22 protein-coding genes and 2 pseudogenes are annotated in these 16,738 nt (G+C 33.6%); 18 read left to right on the plus strand and 6 right to left on the minus strand.

Annotation, left to right across the window (positions count from 1 at the left end; all coding sequences use genetic code 11):
• Positions 1-200 precede the first annotated feature (200 nt).
• The 4 genes and pseudogenes from A3I7_RS0103270 to A3I7_RS0103280 form a co-directional block, all read right to left on the minus strand.
• Positions 201-851 (minus strand): metal-dependent transcriptional regulator, encoded by a 651-nt coding sequence (locus tag A3I7_RS0103270; protein WP_018375352.1) that lies wholly within the window; start codon positions 849-851, stop codon positions 201-203.
• A gap of 114 nt (positions 852-965) precedes the next feature.
• Positions 966-1,061 (minus strand): annotated as a pseudogene (locus A3I7_RS14780) (HlyD family efflux transporter periplasmic adaptor subunit); the annotation flags it as partial.
• Between the two features lie 9 nt (positions 1,062-1,070).
• Complete coding sequence (locus tag A3I7_RS12415; RefSeq protein WP_018375353.1) at positions 1,071-2,465, minus strand: bacteriocin secretion accessory protein; 1,395 nt, start codon at positions 2,463-2,465, stop codon at positions 1,071-1,073.
• A gap of 11 nt (positions 2,466-2,476) precedes the next feature.
• Positions 2,477-4,624 (minus strand): peptide cleavage/export ABC transporter, encoded by a 2,148-nt coding sequence (locus A3I7_RS0103280; protein WP_018375354.1) that lies wholly within the window; start codon positions 4,622-4,624, stop codon positions 2,477-2,479.
• 242 nt (positions 4,625-4,866) lie between these two features.
• On the opposite strand from A3I7_RS0103280, the gene A3I7_RS0103285 reads away from it, so the two are divergent.
• The 7 genes from A3I7_RS0103285 (at position 4,867) to A3I7_RS0103315 (ending at position 8,920) form a co-directional block, all read left to right on the plus strand.
• Positions 4,867-5,079, plus strand: a complete 213-nt coding sequence (locus tag A3I7_RS0103285; protein WP_018375355.1) for a bacteriocin class II family protein — start codon at positions 4,867-4,869, stop codon at positions 5,077-5,079.
• A 193-nt stretch (positions 5,080-5,272) separates the two neighbouring features.
• A complete protein-coding gene (locus tag A3I7_RS0103290; protein ID WP_018375356.1) occupies positions 5,273-6,139 on the plus strand; it encodes an ABC transporter ATP-binding protein in 867 nt (288 codons plus the stop codon).
• Positions 6,133-7,275: an ABC transporter permease subunit gene (locus A3I7_RS0103295; RefSeq protein ID WP_018375357.1), complete on the plus strand. Its 1,143-nt coding sequence runs from the start codon at positions 6,133-6,135 to the stop codon at positions 7,273-7,275. Before A3I7_RS0103290 ends, A3I7_RS0103295 begins: the two co-directional genes overlap by 7 nt.
• Before the next feature lie 175 nt (positions 7,276-7,450).
• The gene (locus tag A3I7_RS0103300; protein ID WP_018375358.1) at positions 7,451-7,834 is read left to right on the plus strand and encodes a hypothetical protein; all 384 of its coding nucleotides are present in this window, start codon (positions 7,451-7,453) and stop codon (positions 7,832-7,834) included.
• 243 nt (positions 7,835-8,077) lie between these two features.
• Positions 8,078-8,227 (plus strand): hypothetical protein, encoded by a 150-nt coding sequence (locus tag A3I7_RS13985; RefSeq protein WP_018375359.1) that lies wholly within the window; start codon positions 8,078-8,080, stop codon positions 8,225-8,227.
• A gap of 183 nt (positions 8,228-8,410) precedes the next feature.
• On the plus strand, positions 8,411-8,626 hold the full coding sequence (locus A3I7_RS0103310) for a hypothetical protein (RefSeq protein WP_018375360.1): 216 nt from the start codon (positions 8,411-8,413) through the stop codon (positions 8,624-8,626).
• Positions 8,627-8,635: 9 nt separating this feature from the next.
• Positions 8,636-8,920, plus strand: coding sequence for a hypothetical protein (locus tag A3I7_RS0103315; protein ID WP_018375361.1), 285 nt, complete (start codon positions 8,636-8,638; stop codon positions 8,918-8,920).
• A 130-nt stretch (positions 8,921-9,050) separates the two neighbouring features.
• Here A3I7_RS0103315 and A3I7_RS14835 read toward each other — a convergent pair.
• Positions 9,051-9,202: pseudogene (locus A3I7_RS14835) on the minus strand (bacteriocin secretion accessory protein); the annotation flags it as partial.
• 157 nt (positions 9,203-9,359) lie between these two features.
• Between A3I7_RS14835 and A3I7_RS0103320 the strand changes: the two are divergent.
• The 11 genes from A3I7_RS0103320 to A3I7_RS0103370 all read left to right on the plus strand — a co-directional run bounded on the left by A3I7_RS0103320 (position 9,360) and on the right by A3I7_RS0103370 (position 16,474).
• Entirely contained in the window at positions 9,360-9,590 is a 231-nt protein-coding gene (locus A3I7_RS0103320; protein ID WP_026217108.1) for a hypothetical protein, read from the plus strand.
• Positions 9,591-9,677: 87 nt separating this feature from the next.
• Positions 9,678-9,989, plus strand: a complete 312-nt coding sequence (locus A3I7_RS0103325) for a hypothetical protein (protein ID WP_026217109.1) — start codon at positions 9,678-9,680, stop codon at positions 9,987-9,989.
• A gap of 352 nt (positions 9,990-10,341) precedes the next feature.
• A complete protein-coding gene (locus A3I7_RS0103330) occupies positions 10,342-10,638 on the plus strand; it encodes a bacteriocin immunity protein (protein WP_018375364.1) in 297 nt (98 codons plus the stop codon).
• A gap of 171 nt (positions 10,639-10,809) precedes the next feature.
• Complete coding sequence (locus A3I7_RS0103335; protein ID WP_018375365.1) at positions 10,810-11,820, plus strand: DUF6568 family protein; 1,011 nt, start codon at positions 10,810-10,812, stop codon at positions 11,818-11,820.
• Positions 11,810-12,019 (plus strand): helix-turn-helix domain-containing protein, encoded by a 210-nt coding sequence (locus A3I7_RS0103340; RefSeq protein ID WP_018375366.1) that lies wholly within the window; start codon positions 11,810-11,812, stop codon positions 12,017-12,019. Before A3I7_RS0103335 ends, A3I7_RS0103340 begins: the two co-directional genes overlap by 11 nt.
• Positions 12,020-12,100: 81 nt before the next feature.
• Positions 12,101-12,283, plus strand: a complete 183-nt coding sequence (locus A3I7_RS0103345; RefSeq protein ID WP_013643491.1) for a hypothetical protein — start codon at positions 12,101-12,103, stop codon at positions 12,281-12,283.
• 25 nt (positions 12,284-12,308) lie between these two features.
• Positions 12,309-12,608: a DUF3884 family protein gene (locus A3I7_RS0103350; protein ID WP_026217110.1), complete on the plus strand. Its 300-nt coding sequence runs from the start codon at positions 12,309-12,311 to the stop codon at positions 12,606-12,608.
• Position 12,609: 1 nt separating this feature from the next.
• The gene (locus A3I7_RS0103355) at positions 12,610-13,902 is read left to right on the plus strand and encodes a glycosyltransferase family 2 protein (protein ID WP_018375368.1); all 1,293 of its coding nucleotides are present in this window, start codon (positions 12,610-12,612) and stop codon (positions 13,900-13,902) included.
• A 182-nt stretch (positions 13,903-14,084) separates the two neighbouring features.
• Positions 14,085-14,411 (plus strand): LytTR family DNA-binding domain-containing protein, encoded by a 327-nt coding sequence (locus tag A3I7_RS0103360; RefSeq protein WP_018375369.1) that lies wholly within the window; start codon positions 14,085-14,087, stop codon positions 14,409-14,411.
• A 16-nt stretch (positions 14,412-14,427) separates the two neighbouring features.
• The gene (locus A3I7_RS0103365; protein WP_018375370.1) at positions 14,428-15,159 is read left to right on the plus strand and encodes a response regulator transcription factor; all 732 of its coding nucleotides are present in this window, start codon (positions 14,428-14,430) and stop codon (positions 15,157-15,159) included.
• 4 nt (positions 15,160-15,163) lie between these two features.
• Positions 15,164-16,474, plus strand: coding sequence for a sensor histidine kinase (locus A3I7_RS0103370; RefSeq protein WP_018375371.1), 1,311 nt, complete (start codon positions 15,164-15,166; stop codon positions 16,472-16,474).
• 45 nt (positions 16,475-16,519) lie between these two features.
• On the opposite strand, the gene A3I7_RS0103375 is transcribed toward A3I7_RS0103370, so the two are convergent.
• The coding region (locus A3I7_RS0103375) for an IS3 family transposase (protein WP_018375372.1) at positions 16,520-16,738 on the minus strand (219 nt) is incomplete at its 5' end.

Consider the following 16,738-nt stretch of genomic DNA (forward strand, 5'->3'; position numbering starts at 1 on the left):
TTTTCCCAGTCCCTTCCTTTTATGTACTCTAAATAAAGAAACTATTCCCGTTTCCATCATGAACTTTACAGTTGGAAAGGGAATAGTTTCTTTAACAGTTAATACTTTAACGTAATAGTATTTGTATTAGTCTCCTATCGTGTTTATTTATGAGTTATCCACTACAGTTGATAAAGAACTTTTTTGTCCAGACTTGCTTTTTAGTTTTCCTTGGTAACATAGATCTGCTCCGCAATGTTTTCTGGAATAGCTAAGTTTTTATCTTGGTAAGAAATAGTGTAGGTCCTAGCAAATTGATCAATACTCGTAAGTTCCAAGCGACTACCAATCATTAGCCCATGGTCTTCTATATATTTGAGGAGTTGAAATTCATCATGGACACGACTAAGACGATAGCTACCTAATTCTTCGACTTGTGCTAAAGTGGTATGATTGATTTCAACCAAGAATTCATTTTTCTTAGGAATGGTGCCACCGTGTGGACAAAACTTGGGGTATCCTAAATTTTCATCTAAGCGTTCAACAAAAATGTCAGACACGGTATGTTCTAGAACTTCTGCCTCCTGATGGATTTCATCTGCTGTGTAGTGCAGATGGTTGACCAAGAAAACTTCAATTAAGCGGTGCTTACGATAGAGCTCAGAAACCAGAAGAAGTCCCTTTTGCGTGAGGTAATAACCCAAGATTTTATCTTTGATAATCAGCTTTTCAGCAATCATTTTTTTAATCATTTCGGTGACAGCAGGTGCGGAAACTTTCATCTGTTCCGCAATCTGCTTATTGGTAATTTTGGGTTGATTTTCGCCGAGTTCGTAGATACATTTCAGATAATCTTCTTTATTTGGTGTCATGTCTCATCCTTTCACAAAACTATTATAACAGAATTTCGGAAAATGATTGACAAAATAATTGAGTTAATAACTATTAATTAGAAAGATAATTGAGAATTGGAGATAAATTGAGTTTCAAAAATCTTTTAATAGCTTGTCTTTGTAATAATTAAAGAAAGTTTTCTTACCAATGACACTGACTGTTTTGCCTTGTAAACCATATTTTATACTCAATGAAAATCAAAAGTAGCCTAGGAAACGAAGCCGACGATAGAACTTGAGTTCATCAAGGCAAGTTGACAACGGATAGTTTTGATTTTCGAAGAGTATTAGTTTGGAACTATCTTGTTTACCAACAGTGGCTAGTGCTGTCACCTCAAAGACATTTCCTTCTTTGGTTTGTGTGGCAGAATTTGCAATTTTAGTGATTTTGCCAGTGATAACAATGGCATGATTGCTGATCTTTTCAAGGGTTAGGCGAACAGGCTGTCCTTTTTTCAATTGACTAACATGAGTGGAGTCAACGTAATAGCGGATAGCGACTTGCTGTGTTTGGGCAATATCTGGGTAAATCTCTGCAATCTGGCTGCCTTGCGGCAAGAGCGTTTGCCCTTCAAATTCATCAGAAACATGTAAAATGCCACTTTGACTAGCTTTTAAAACGGTGTCAGCTTTGGAGAGATTTGTCTGGTCAAGCTGCGTTTGCAAATTTTCTTTTTCTTGAGTAATTTGCGTGAGTTGTGTTTCAGCTTGTGTCAATTCCTGCTGACGCAAGCTTTCAATTTGACTAGTGGCACTAGTGTCATAACTTCCCGTTGAATAATTGGAAGCAGCTTGTGTTTGCAAACTAGAGATAGAGGCATTAATGCTATCAATCTGCCCTTGTAGGTCTGTTAAAAATTGATTTTTAATGCTTTCTTTGCTAGCAGAATTGTTGTCAGTTGAACTGCTTTGCGTATCAATTGTTTGAATTTGGCTAAGATAGCTATTAAGAGTAGCTACATATGGATTATTGCCAGATACGTTTGTTTTGTCAGTTTGAATAGCATCTTTAATTTCTTGATATTGACTGGCTTGTGTTTGTAGGTTGGCAATCTGATTGGTGATGGCTGCATTTGCTTGGTTGACACCAGCTTCTTGTTTAGCAACTGATTGGTTTGATTGAGAAATTTGAGCAGTAATTGTTTGAGATTGATTAAAAAAACGCTCAATGGTTGCTGAATAACCAAATTCATCATCACCTGTAAAGAGGTTTTGTCCTTTCTTTAGACTTTCTTTCAATTGATTGAGTGCCTTTTGTTGACGTTCATCTCTTTCGATTTGTGTTTTAATGGCATTAAGTTGACTATCTTCCAGTTTGTCGGAGTATTGGATGAGTAGATCTCCCTTTTTGACTGCCTTATTTTCACTAAGATTATTGGTTAAAACGGTGTTATTGCTACTTGATTGAACAACAGCGATGACTTTTGTTGGTCTGATACTACCAAGTGTCGTAACGGTAATTTCTTTTTTACCAATGAGAGAAAAGGCAAGGAGAAAAAAGACCAAGAGTGTCATTGGAATCACTAAGACAGTCGCAAAATTATGATAACGCCTATGATAAAATTCAGCAGATTGAAATAATTTAGGATTCATATGGTCTCCTTTTATTCATGAAATAACTGTGCATAGAAACCTTGATTTTGGATGAGTTGTTTATGATGCCCTTCTTCGATAACTTGTCCTTTATCTAGAACAATGACACGGTCAGATTGTTCAGCAATGCTCAAACGGTGGGCAACAAAAATAATAGTCTTGTCTGTGAGAGATAGTAAATTTTTAATCACACGTTTTTCCGTTAGAACATCAAGACCACTTGTGGCTTCATCTAAAATCAAGACGGGAGCTTGTGTCAGTAAAGCGCGTGCTAAAGCTAAACGTTGCTTTTGCCCACCAGATAACCCAGCACCATCTGAAAGTTCGGTATGGTATGCTAGTGGCATTGATTCAATATCAGCACGGATTTCAGCGATGTCACAAGCTTTCAGAATTTCTTCTTGCGTGATATTGTCAGGTGCTCCCAAGGTTAAATTTTCTAAAATCGTCCCTGAAAAGACGTAAGACTGTTGTGGTAGGTAATTAATGTATTGGCGAATGGCTTTTTTATCAATGGTTTTTAAATCGTAGCCACCAAGGGTAATCTGTCCATGGTTAGGTGTGTAAAAATTGACAATCATTTTAGCTAAGGTTGTCTTACCAGAACCGCTGATACCAACTAGGCTAATTTTTTCACCCTTCTTAATGTGTAAATTCACATGACTCAGCGTGTCACGACCAAAACCATATTTATAAGAAACATTATCAAAAACAATATCTCCTTGTAGAAAATGGCTGTCATTTAAGAGTTGTTTGCCATCAAATTCAGATGACACTAAGTAAACTTCGTTGAGACGATTGTTAGCTACTTTGGCAGATTGTAGTTTGGTTTGCAGATTAATAATATTTTCCATTGGTGTTGTAAAGTACGACAGAAGCGTATTGTAAGTAATCAATTGTCCTACTGAAATGTTCCCAGCCATGACTAAATGTGAACCATACCAGAGAATGACGACGTTTAAAATCAGCTGTGCTCCCTGTTTTAACGACGTTTGCACAGCTTCATACTTACTAAGCGTAAAACTTTTATCCAAATAATCCACAAATTCACGGTCAATATTTTGATAACGGACTTCCTCACTAGTCAAAGATTTAATCGTTTCAATACCATTGATATCTTCGATAATCGCAGAGCTAACCATAGAATTGGCTTGCATGACATCGTGATTCATTCGCTCAAAAGGCTTCATAAAAGCCAAAATAATAATAGCATAGATAGGCAATGCTATTAAGGTGATGAAAAAAAGATTGGCATTTTGCAGAATTAAGACACTTCCGACAATAAACAAAATACTCACATCTAAAAATAAAGAGAGAATCGTTGATGCCAGTGCATCAATAATCGAGTTAGCATCAGTGAAACGCGAGATAACTTCACCTGTCCGCCTTGTGGCAAAAAAGGACATGGGCAATTCAAAAATGTGACGAATATAAGACAAAATCACGTCAATTGTTAACCGTTGGCTCAGCACAACAAGTAAATAATTTTGTGAAAAGCTCATAATTTGTTGCATTATGTAGGTTACAATCAACCCAATTGAGACAATTCCAAGAGTGGATTGCAATTGATTAGGAATATAATCGTCTAAGATTCCTTGCAAATAGTAAGACCCAACAATGTTAATCAAGGTCACGAGTAAACTTGCCAGAATGATATAAGTTAGCAGTGCCTTTTGTTTGAAAATAATTGGTAAAAAGCTTGTTAAGCCATTTTTCTTATCTTTATGTGGTTGATAATGCGGAGCAGGCGCTAAGAAAATGGAGACACCTGTCCATTCCTTTTCAAAGCGCTCCTTGGGCATTTTGGTCACTTTGACACTGGGGTCTGGATCACCGATGATAAGGTGGTTTTTCTTAGCTTTGTAAACGACATAATAGTGCTGCAGTTTGCTTTCTTTATTAACATGAACAATAAAAGGATAGGGAATATCGGCCATATCAAACAGTTCCATGTTAGCTTGAATGGCGCGTGTTTCAAAGCCAATGGCTTTAGCTGCCTCGACTATCCCTAACGCTGTCGTCCCTTCCTTAGTTGTTTTGGCTAATTCTCTCAAATGAGCCAGCGAGAAATCTGATCCATAATGCTTGGCAACTGATGCCAAAGCTGCCACACCACAATCTCGCAAATCAATTTGACTAACATATTTATATCTTTTCATAACCTTTCCCTTTTAAAAAATAAAACTAGGACTATTGTGCCATAAAACAAGATTAAAAAATGCCCAAGTCGTAAAAAGTCAAAAATAAGTCGCAAACGGTCAAAAAATCATGAAAATATGAAAAAAAATTACCATTTACGACCTAAAAACAACAAATTCCGACTTGGACGTTCATTTTTTAAAAAAAGCGTTATACTAGATTTGTTTCCGGAAATATAAAAATTAATAAGGAGGTATTCATTATGAATACAAAAATGTTGGAACAATTTGATGTAATGACAGAGGCAGAACTTTCTACTGTTGAAGGTGGTTGGGGCTATGTTTGGAAATGTACAAAAAATGGTAAACCAACTTATACAAGTGCTTGGCATAGTTCCTATCAGACAGCAGCTCGTAATGCACAAAATCATATGGATTTATATCCAGGTTCAATTTGTCGTGTTTATAATGTCTAGCTATAAATAGCTAGCGAAGACTGGGATAATAAATTTAGTCTAGAAATTCTAGATTATTCCCCTGACTTACAGAATTAAACAGATAGGAAAGAAAAATGAACGAAGAGGATCCTTCAATTTTATAGAGTTTTCTTTGTTCGTTTTTTATATTAGTAGTCAGAGTTTTATCTCATAATCATTTAAGGAGGGGGCTATGTTATTAGAATTAAAACAATTGAGTAAGAATTATGGTTCAAAAAAAATTTTGAAGAAAATTTCCACACAATTCACCCCTGGTCTTTATGGCCTTTTGGGTGCTAATGGAACGGGTAAGACAACCTTGCTCAATCTTATTAGTCATTTTACGACTCCTGATGAGGGAGAAATTTTACTGGATAATAAACCCCAATCAGAAGAATTTTACCAGCATATTGGTTTTTTGCCCCAACATTTTAGTTATTATGATTATTTTTCTGGTCGAGACTTTCTTCTCTATATGGCGGCCTTGAAAGGAATGTCTAAAAATAAAGCCAAACAAGAAACGGACAAATTGTTAAAACTGGTAGATTTATATGATGTTCGTTTAAAGCGTATCGCTTCCTATTCAGGGGGCATGAAACAACGTCTCGGCATAGCTCAGGCCCTACTCAATAATCCTGAAATTCTGATTTTGGATGAGCCAACGGTAGGATTGGACCCCAAAGAGAGAGTGAGGTTTCGTAATATTATTAGCGAATTGTCGGCTAACAAAATCATTATTTTATCAACTCATATTGTTTCTGATATTGAAGCTATCGCCAAGGAGATTATTCTTTTAAAAAATGGTCAATTTATCCATAAAGGCAGTAGCCAAGAACTGTTGAAAATAATTTCCGAAAAAGTGTGGGAGTTGTCTGTACCTGATGGTTCACAGTTGCCACGGTATAGCCATTATGCTTTAGTTAATGAGAAACTATCCTCATCTGGTCGTGTTTTCCGTGTGGTTAGTGATGAGAAACCAAGCCAGCTAGCTAGACTAGTTTCTCCCACTTTAGAAGATCTATACATTTATTATTTTAGAGAGGAGCAAGTTTTATGTTAGCTCTCTTACCGTTTGAATTAAAAAAATTAATCCGAAAAAAATCAGTTTTAGGAATGTTTTTGGCTACCTTATTAGCCATCTTTGGGTTATTTTATATAAACTTTTTTAATGGACAAATCAGTGGCTATTCAGTGGATAAAATTCATGGAAGAGACGTTGTTGAGATAAACAAACAGTTTGCGGAGGAGCATACGGGACAGCTATCCAATGATTTGCTAGTCAGAACAATCAAGGATTATAGTCTTGATGTGGAATCAAATAATCCTACCTTCAATGTATTTGGTTACTATGTAACTAGCCATTTTGATCCCAAGTTTAGAAATTATTATTTTGATTTGGAGAAAGGGAAAGATATTGATTTCAGTAAGATTAATCCAAAATCTCAAACGGAGCTTGGCTCATACCTCCCTTATGATAAACTAAAGTTAGGTAATTTTACACCATGGAATCAACTATTTTTGGTCGCCAATAGTGCTTATATCCTTATTCTTCTTTTGTCTATTTACCTCATCGCTCCGGTTTTTTCTGGTGATACTGCTGAAAATATGAATTCTATTTTGTTGACAACGAGGTATGGTCGCAACAAACTTACAATGACTAAGATAATAAGTAGTTACTTGATAAGTACCTTGGTGTTTGTTACTTTTTACGCCATAATACTAGCTGTATTTGCATGGTATTTTGGCTTTAGTGGCTGGGACACGAGTGTTCAACTCAATCTACATTGGATTGACAACGATGTGAATATCATGGCTTTTCCAGAAAAAATGACACTTTTGGGAACATTTATCAATCTGGTAATTTATCAGTTTGTAGGACTTGTCTTTATTACGGGTATCAATATCCTTATATCGAGTAAAATTAAGTCTCCATTGGTAGGTTTTGCCTTGTCTGTGGGTAGTATTTTTGTACCAAGTTTTCTTATGGATGTTTTTCAAGCGGGAATACCTAATAAGATTTTGAATATTTTATCTGTATCAACTTCAAATACACCAAATTTAATGCTTAAACTTGCTTATGATGGTTTTTTTGAAAGTTTTTGGCTTGACGGATTATTTGTTGTCACAATTAGATTAGCTTTTGTGTTACTTTGCCTATACTTGACATACTTATCAATGAAGAAGGTAAGTCATTAGAATAATAATTACATTTCAGAAAAGGAAATTTTTAAAGTTTTGTAGGTGGATAATGTTGTCAAACCGTTGATGACTTAAAAACGGCAGATTATGACTTGGGCGTCTATTTTTCAAAAAAAGACTATACTAAAACTATAAAGGTTGCAACCCTAAAAAAATTGATGAAGGAACTATTATGACTAATCACATTCGAGTATTGACAGTAATAATCCTATCTCAACTTATTATTGAGTGGTCGGGTTATTTTATGGGGCTATCTGTCCCTAAAATTATTGGTATTGTGTTATTGGGTACAGTTGTTGAAGTTATTCTTCATATCTGTTGTGTTATGAAATATCATAGTAATATTTCTCTGGTAGCCAGCTTAACAAACTTTAAACAATTTATCTGGAAAACTATTTATTATCCTGTTATTGTTTTAATGGTTATCGTAATTGGTGTTTTTCAAAAAGACAGTATCCTTACTATTTTCTTTGAGTGGAATGCCCTAGTTGTTTTTTGTACTGTAGGGTTTATCATGGCTTCTAATAATGTTCCTATGAAGAAATCGCATACGTAAACATTTACTTAGGGGATGTTTTTAAATTAGCATTTTCAGCCGTTGAGGGTGAAAAAGAAAAAAATCTGTCAGTACGTGTGTTCAGGCAATGTTTCATGAATCAAAAATGATGACTTAAGTAATAAAGAAGAGATTTAAGTATCAATTTGGTCGTGGATTACCTGTTAGTAGCTCCATGCTTTAGAGAAAAATAATAGAAATTGATAACTAGTTCTTGGAGTTATTCATTTTAGAGAGTTTTTTATGATGAATAATTTACTTAGTGCTGTGGAACTTTCAAAAATTACTGGTAGATGTATTTGCGATCCGATTAAAGCTTTAATCGAAACAAAAACGCCCCTACCAAAAGGAACTATTCCAAAACCAGTAAAACCAAAAACTGAAATTATGTGAAGATGATAGCTTTTATTATCTAAAAGTGTTTTTTGGGTAACAGTGTTAAAAACATGAAGTATGGAAAGTTTACCGTTTATGACCTAAAAACGACAAATTACGACTTGGACATTCATTTTTTTAAAAAAGGGTTATACTAGACTTGTTTCCGAAAATATAAAAATTAATAAAGAGGTATTCATTATGAATACAAAAGCTTTTGAACAATTTGATGTCACGAGCGAAGTAGAGCTTTCAAGTATTGAGGGAGATTTCTGGAGAGAATTGCTGGCAGGTGCTATGGGAGCCATTGATGGTGGCGGAGTTACATTGGAGCAGTTAAATGGAATTAAGCTACCAAAACCACGTAGTTGTTCTCCTTATAGTGTTGGAGGAACCCCTAATTTTTGTAATTTTTAAGAGGTTGAAATGAAAGCGCTGTATAAAAATAAGGAAGTTGAAGTCTGGCAGATATCAAAAAACGATTTAACTCAACCTTTATGGATAGCAGAAGCATTTACTAAGAATTATCTTCATTGGTTAGATAATAGCCTTAGGATTTTAATCCCAGCTTTATATCCTAATTGGTCAAAAGATGATCATAATTACGGTTATGGAATGTATGCCATTGGGAAAATTGGAGATGTTATTGATTTAACTAATGGTAAGGTGATAAGCAAATCAAAATTTGAAAAAGACTATCAACTTATTTGATATAAAAATCTATTTTTTATTACTAAAAATTTTATGTTTCAATAGTAAAAGATCAATTTATTTCCCTAAGTAATAGGAGTTTTACAAATTGATATTTTTTATAGTAGTTGTGAGCTATTTTATCAAAGTATTAAAAATCTTTTAATATTTTATATTTGTAATAATGAAAGAAAGTTTTTTTGACGATGGTACTGATTGTTTTGCCTTGTAAACCATATTTTAGGTTGGAGCTATTTTGTTTATCGACGGTGGCTAGTGCTGTACTTCAAAGAGATTTCCTTCTCAAGAACCTAGTTTCAATAGATGTGATAAATACACTGTTGTTAATGTAGGTTCTAACTATTTGATAGACTTAGGCGTTCACGTTTATTTTTCTAAAAAAGTGTTATACTAAATTTGTTTTCCGGAAATATAAAAAATTAATAAGGAGGTATTCATGATGAATACACCAACATTTGAACAATTTGATGTCATGACAGATGCAGAACTTTCAATCGTTGAAGGTGGAGGTATGGAATGGATTGGAGATGTACTGAGTGCTATAGGTAATGCTGCGCACCCTGTTAACCCTCAACAAGTGATAAATCAATTAAACGGAGAGTATCCACGTCGTGGTCCTGTTCGTTCTTGCCCTCCTGGAGGAACTGGTGGAACACCTAATGCTTGTTGATATTTATTTGTTTCTAAAAACTTATAAATAATATTATTTTAAAGGTAATCTAAGTTTTTTTGCAAAAAGAAATAAGGTATGTACATTATGAAAGCATTATATAATGGTCGTCTATCTGATGTATGGGAAATAAGTAAGACAAACGCACAACCAGTATGGGTTCAGCAAGCTTTTAAACAAAAATATCTGAGATGGAACGATGATAAATTAGTGATTTCTATGAGTGGAATAAATCCGTCTATGAAATTTAATTTGAAAATCAGCTTACTGAGTTACCCTGGTTATGCTTCTTACCCTGTGGGATATATCGGAGATTTTTTAGATGTTACTAATCATCGTATTGTTTCAAAAAAACAATTTCAGAAACATTATCAAATTATTGAGGAAGATCTTCTATAATTCTCATTTATGTCTAAAACTACAGGTTAAAGAAACATTTTTCTGTTGTTATTTTGACTTTTTCGAATAACCTCGACATCATACTGAACCATGAGTCTAATCATATATGGCAGGTGTGAGGAACTGACAGTGTACTTTTTGCCTATCGGCTTTTGTTTAATCAAGTTTTACCATTTACGACCTAAAAACGACAAATTACGACTTGGGCACACATTAACCTAAAAATCTGTTAAACTAAGACCTGTTAGTTTAACAGATTTTTAGGAGGTACTCAAATGAAAACAAAAACTTTTAAACAATTTGATGTCATGACAGATGCAGGACTTTCAACCGTTGAAGGGGGAATAGCTTAATGGTAGGCTTAAAGTGGTTCTCGGGCGGAAAAGAAAGAAAAACTGAGGCAGTAGTTATTATTGACGAATTATTAGTATCTTTAAGTGAGGATTCAAAATATACACCACTTAAAAAATGTTTTCTTTTTTATCGTAAGGAACTAGAGTCAAGTGGAATATCTACGCCATTAGTTTTAAGTAGGATGAATGTAGAGCTGTCTAACATTCTGGTAGAAAATAAACTTCAACTATCTGATGCGCAATCAAAACAATTAAAGAGGTTAAGAAGTTTATCAAATATCAGATATGGTTATTAGATAAAATATTTATTTTCAAGCTGATAGGTAATTCTATCAGCTTTTTATAACCTAAATTTTACCATTGACGACTTAAAAACGACAAATTATGACTTGACCGTTTATTTCCAAGAGAATTTGTTAAACTGAAATAGTCAATCGCGGTGACAATCTTAATTAAAAGGAGATTTTATGAAAAAGAATGTTTTAAAATCAACAATTTTATTATCGGCAACTGTTTTATCAATGGCCACCGTTTCTGTCTTTGCTGATGATGAGCTTGTGCCTACAATTGAAGCGACAGAAGTTGTGGACAACGGAGATAATGCTACAGAAAATCTAGCAACAGATATTATTAAGCCATCAAACGATATTCCAGAAAGTCAATCCGAAAAAACTGAGGAGGTATCATCAATCGAAGCGGCTGATAATTCATCAGTTACAATGGAATCAAGCGAAGCAACGAAAACGACAGTATCAGACACATCAGATGAGCCAGAAGAAGTTGAAGTCACTATTCCCCAATATGAAGAAAATGTCACAGACTTTAATCACGTTCCAATGACAGACGTTTATGCTATGTTTACAGAGGACGGAAAAGAGCATATGATTTATATTGGACGTCCGACTTGTTACTATTGTCGTCAATTTTCCCCAGCTTTAAAAGAGTTCAACACTTTAATGGATAATCGTCTAGAGTATTACAATACTGACAGTCAAGATTTTGATGAAGAAGCAGCGAACTTTCTTTTTGGAACAGTCGGTATTCCAGGGACACCTACCATTATTCGTTTGCAAAATGGTCAAATGGTGAGTGCGTGGATTGGCGGCGGTATTTCTGGACAAGAACTTTATGACTATCTCTTTTATGGGAAAATTCCAGCGGCTATGGTAGCAGCAATGGCTGAACAATCAAGTGAAGATAATACAGAAACGATAGGCTTTAATACTGAAGAAATAAAAGGTGATTCTAATATTCAGAATATGATTTTTTCACCGCAAACTGATGTTAGAACTGCTGAAAAAACAATCGTTTCAGAAAGTCCACAAGCTTTTCCTAAAAACGAAGTAAAAACTAATAAGAGCAACGCCTTGCCGAAATTGGGCATTAAAGAAAACAACTTCTCATTTTACGGACTATTAATTTCTCTGGTGGGACTGATTTTAATGAAGTTTGGCAGAGGGAAAGTAAATGAAGAATAATAAGATTCAATTATCTAAAAATATAAAGAAATATCGCTTAATGAAAAAAATGTCACAAAGTGAGCTTTCTAAAAGAATTGGCGTAAGTCATCAAGCTATTTCAAAATGGGAGACTGGTGAAAATTATCCAGATTTTATGAGTTTAATTAGTTTAGCACAATTATTTGAAGTTAGTTTAGATATTTTAGTCTACCAATAATATTTGCTATTTAAAGTTGCTTTACTAATTTTTGGTAAGGGCTTACAATATAGTTATTAAAACAAAATGGAGGTACCTATTATGCAAAAAGTAACTGAGTTTAAGGAATTGTCAAAAGAGTTATTAGCGGCTTATGAAGGCGGAGCTAGTACAGCGTGTAAATGGGCAATGGTAACTTGTGCACATGATATTGCACTTGGAGGCTATGGAACATCTGATCCGGGCAGTGCCTGTGCTTATATGAGAAGAGTTTGTAAAAATTAATTTTTAGATGAAGGTTGGAAAAGTTATGACTATATCTGGAGCTAAAAATTTTGTAAAGAAGATTATTTTTCCTGAAAATACTCATGAACAGGTTTTTGTTATCAATTTGGACAATGTTCAAAAAGAAGTTCTATTTTCTAAAGAGTTGAAATCATTGGGAAAATGGTATATCACAGATGGTAAACACTGGATTTGCCATTCAGAATTATCATTTGAAGATTTTCAAGCTAATTTTTTAAACATGTCTAAACTAAGTGACAATGATGCACAAGCTGTTGAGTTTACGATTGATTATTTGCCATTTTGTGAAATATTGGGATTATAGAATGAAAATAAATCCAATATTAAAGAAAGAATGGCTTAGAGATAATCAAGCGTATATTAAACAATCAAAAGTAGATTTTGAATTAATCTTACATCTTATTGAATTAATTGAATCTGATGATTGGAATATACTTTATACTAAAAATTCTAAATCATTATCGTGTAGACAAGTTATAGATTATGTTAATAAAGTTGATTTTAATAACCAATCAACAATCTCAGTAGTTTACATTGTAAAAAATGAGCAAAATACGATATTAAAAAGCATAAAGAGTTTAAAAAAACTAGCTGATGAGATTATCGTTGTAGATACAGGATCAACTGATGAGACTATTGAAATTTTAACTAATTATTCGATGAATGATACTTCAATTAATTTGTATTCTTTTGAATGGTGTGATGATTTTTCTAGAGCTAGAAATTTTGCAAATAGCAAGGCGAGTTGCGACTGGATTGTTTCTCTTGATGCTGATGAAAGAATTACCAATTTTAAATTATTAAAATTATTGTTGACCTACTTGAAAAATTTTGGTGATTATCCTAAAACAGTATTCAACTTGAATATAATTCGAGATGATAACGTTTACAAAAGTGGTAAGGTTATCCAAAACCTATCTTGTTTTTCATACCGTGGGAGGGTCCATGAAACATATTTTTCTTCTGTAGGTGATGTTCATTATACTAATATTAATATAGATATTATTAGTCAGAATAGGATGACTTTGAAAAAAGCTGATTATTATAATAAATTACTTTTGTTAACTATTGATGAAAATCCTATGAATCTAAGGTGGTTATATTTTTATTTGAGAGATAATTTTAATAGCATTGAGTATACAGAAATGAAAACATTATGTTACGACTCTCTTTATGATGATCCTTTGAGTAGAAATCTTAAAGGAAGTTATTATAGTGTAAGAATAACCCTCTTGCTTATGTTTAAGGCACTTCAAAATAAGAGAATATCTGACTTTGAAAAATATCAATACACGATAAAAGATGTTGCATGTGAACATTCAGATTATATTTTTTTGAAATATGCTTTTAAATTGTTGAAAATTCAGGAAATAATAGGCGATGAGTTAGAAGAAATGTTAAATGTTTGTCAAAAATTAAAGACTGAGAATAGCATTTTTCCTGTCGACTATTTATATTCTGTCTTAGCAACTTATTTATTATTAGAGGGAGAGCCCCAAAAAAGTAAGAATATACTAGAAGAATTATTTAATAGGAATAGTGATTTTCCTTGTTTTTTAACTAATTCTATGAGGGAGTTCTTACTTAGAGCTAAATGAATTATAATAAAAATTGTCTGTTATTGTACGGACAATTTTTCTATTTTATGAGAACTAGTCATATATCATTTTACTATGTTACAATAAAAGTGACCGTTCGTGACCTTATTTTACCCGTTTGTGACTTGGAGATTTTTTTATCAATATTTTCTTTATAATGTTATAGGAGGGAATAATGATTTATGAAATATTTCAAATGTACCATTAACAAAAGAGACTATAAATTGGCTATTAACACCATTCTTTTTATCCAAGTCTCTAAAGAAAAAAGTCATATGGTCAAGGTGGTAACCACTGACGAGGAATATCATACTTATCATCAATTAAAAGATATTGAAAGAGAATACCATCAGTTCTTTAGGTGTCATCGCGATACTTTGGTAAATAGGGATAAAATACGGATAATGGATAGACAACAGCGACTTTTATATGTCGGAGATGAAAAGAAACCTGTACATTATGCACGAAGTAAAGGAAGTCAACTAAAAGAAATCATCTCAAACGACTGATTTTTAGAGGAGATTTATGTTAGATATTTATGTACTAGAGGATAATATCACACAACAATTTCGTATGGAACGCGAGATTGAGACCATTATGGCGAAAAATAATTGGGATTATCAGAGGATAGAAGTGTTTAGTTCTGCAAATGAGATTATAGCAAAGGCAACTGAAAAAGGAGAACACCAAATTTTCTTTCTGGATTTGGAGATCAAAGACGATGAAAAGCAAGGAATTGATGCCGCTAAAGCTATTCGTGAAAAAGATGCGACAGCTATCATTGTTTTTGTAACAACCCATTCAGAATTTATGTTGTTAACTTATCAAGCGTTAGTGGGAGCGATTGATTTTATTGATAAGAATTTGAACGACCAAGCATTTAGCGAACGCTTAGAGTTGTGCTTGAAAGAAGCCATGAAACATCAAATTGGTAATTTTGGAGAAAATTCCTTTTTATTTGAGACTCCCAAAGCACGTGTACGCGTTCCATATAGTGACATTCTTTATTTTGAAACATCTTCTGCTGTGCACCGCATGGTTTTGCATACGAAAAATGACAGAATAGAATTTTATGCGACGATTGCAGAGGTTGCTAAATCAGACAAGCGTCTTTTCAAGTGCCATCGTTCTTTTATCATTAATGTGGATAATGTGGTCAGATTTGATAAAGCCACACGGAGTGTTTATTTTGAAACAGGCGATACTTGCCTAGTTTCGAGAGATAAAGTAAAACCTCTGTTGAATGAGATGAGGTGAGTACATGGTGGATTACTTATTTATTAGTTTAATAGTGAATTCATTTATTTTATACATTTATTCTCAAGTTAGAGGTGAGAAATTAAACTTTTTTGAGATATTAATAGCAGTTGCTGTCTTTGTATGGGTTGACAATGCTTGGTTTTATTTTATTATATGTAATTTTATTATTTTAATATTGTTATCCTATCTAAAAAATAGGCCTTTACCACTAACGCTTCATGTCTTTTACGGTGTTTTCCCCTGGATTGTTGAGAGTGTTTTTAGGCGCTTGATAGGTTTCTTTATACTTCCAATCATTGGTTTAAATTATCTAGATGTAGGTGAGAATAACATAATTTTTATGTGTGTTGAGCTAACATCCCTAATGCTTTATATTTCGCTAGTGAAAATTTCTAAATTTGATTTTCAAAGATTTATAGAAATGGTTAGTGTCAGTATATTAAGGTTTTTTCTCATTGTTACTGATGTGACAATGATCGCTTTTTATATGGCTATTGAATTTCTAACAGGTATGGAATTTTATGGTGGTGTTCCAAACTTGGTCTATCGCCAATGGTTGGTGGTTCTCTATTTCACCTTCTTCATTCTAATGCTATTTTATATGAATCGTTCCTATCAAAATTGGCTTGAGAAAGAAGTATCGTTAGCGCGGGAACAAGAACTGCACTCTTTGTCGGTGTATAGCAAACAAATTGAAGGCCTGTATGAAGAACTAAGAGCATTTCGTCATGATTATGCTAATATCTTAGCAAGTTTAAAAGAAGGAATTGACCAAAATGATATGACCATGGTGAGAAATATTTATAATTCTGTCTTAGAAGATTCAGGGCAACTTATTCAGAATAAAAAATTTGATATTGGACGGTTGGTTAATATTGATAATGATGCGATAAAAAGCGTGTTATCAGCAAAATTTTTGGAAGCAGAATCTTATCATATTGAGGTGGAATTAGAAGTTAAAGACAAAATTGGAGCTCCAGATATTCCCTTGTTGGATTATGTACGACTTGTATCCATTTTATGTGACAATGCGATTGAAGCAGCTATAGAAGCTGAAAAGCCTGCCATGATTATTGCTTGTTTCTATCAAGATGGTGATTATATTTTAATTGTGGATAACACCACAAAAGAAGAACGAGTTCCAGTGGAATTGATTTATCAAAAGAATTATTCAAGTAAGGGATTCGGCAGAGGTGTTGGTCTCAAAACGATTAACCAGATGATGAAAAAATATTCTAATATGTCAGTACAAACATCAAGCAAAAATTATCATTTCAGACAAACAATACGGATCAAAAAACCATTCGACTGAAATATGAACTGCTCCCTGTCAAGTGGACAATGAAATAATAAAAGATTAGGCGACGGCCTTGTTCCTCATTTCAAGAGGGGCAAGGCCGTTGTTGCGTTCTTGAAAACGTTGATGATTGTAAAAATAGATGTAGGCATCAATATCTGAAACCAGCTCCTCAAAGGTCTTATATTTCTTCAAATCATAGCACTCCGTCTTAAAGTGCCCAAAGAAACTCTCAATTGGTGCGTTGTCAATACACTTACCAACACGCGACATAGAGCG

It is taken from the genome of Streptococcus orisratti DSM 15617 (assembly GCF_000380105.1).
Classification (GTDB): Bacteria; Bacillota; Bacilli; order Lactobacillales; family Streptococcaceae; genus Streptococcus; species Streptococcus orisratti.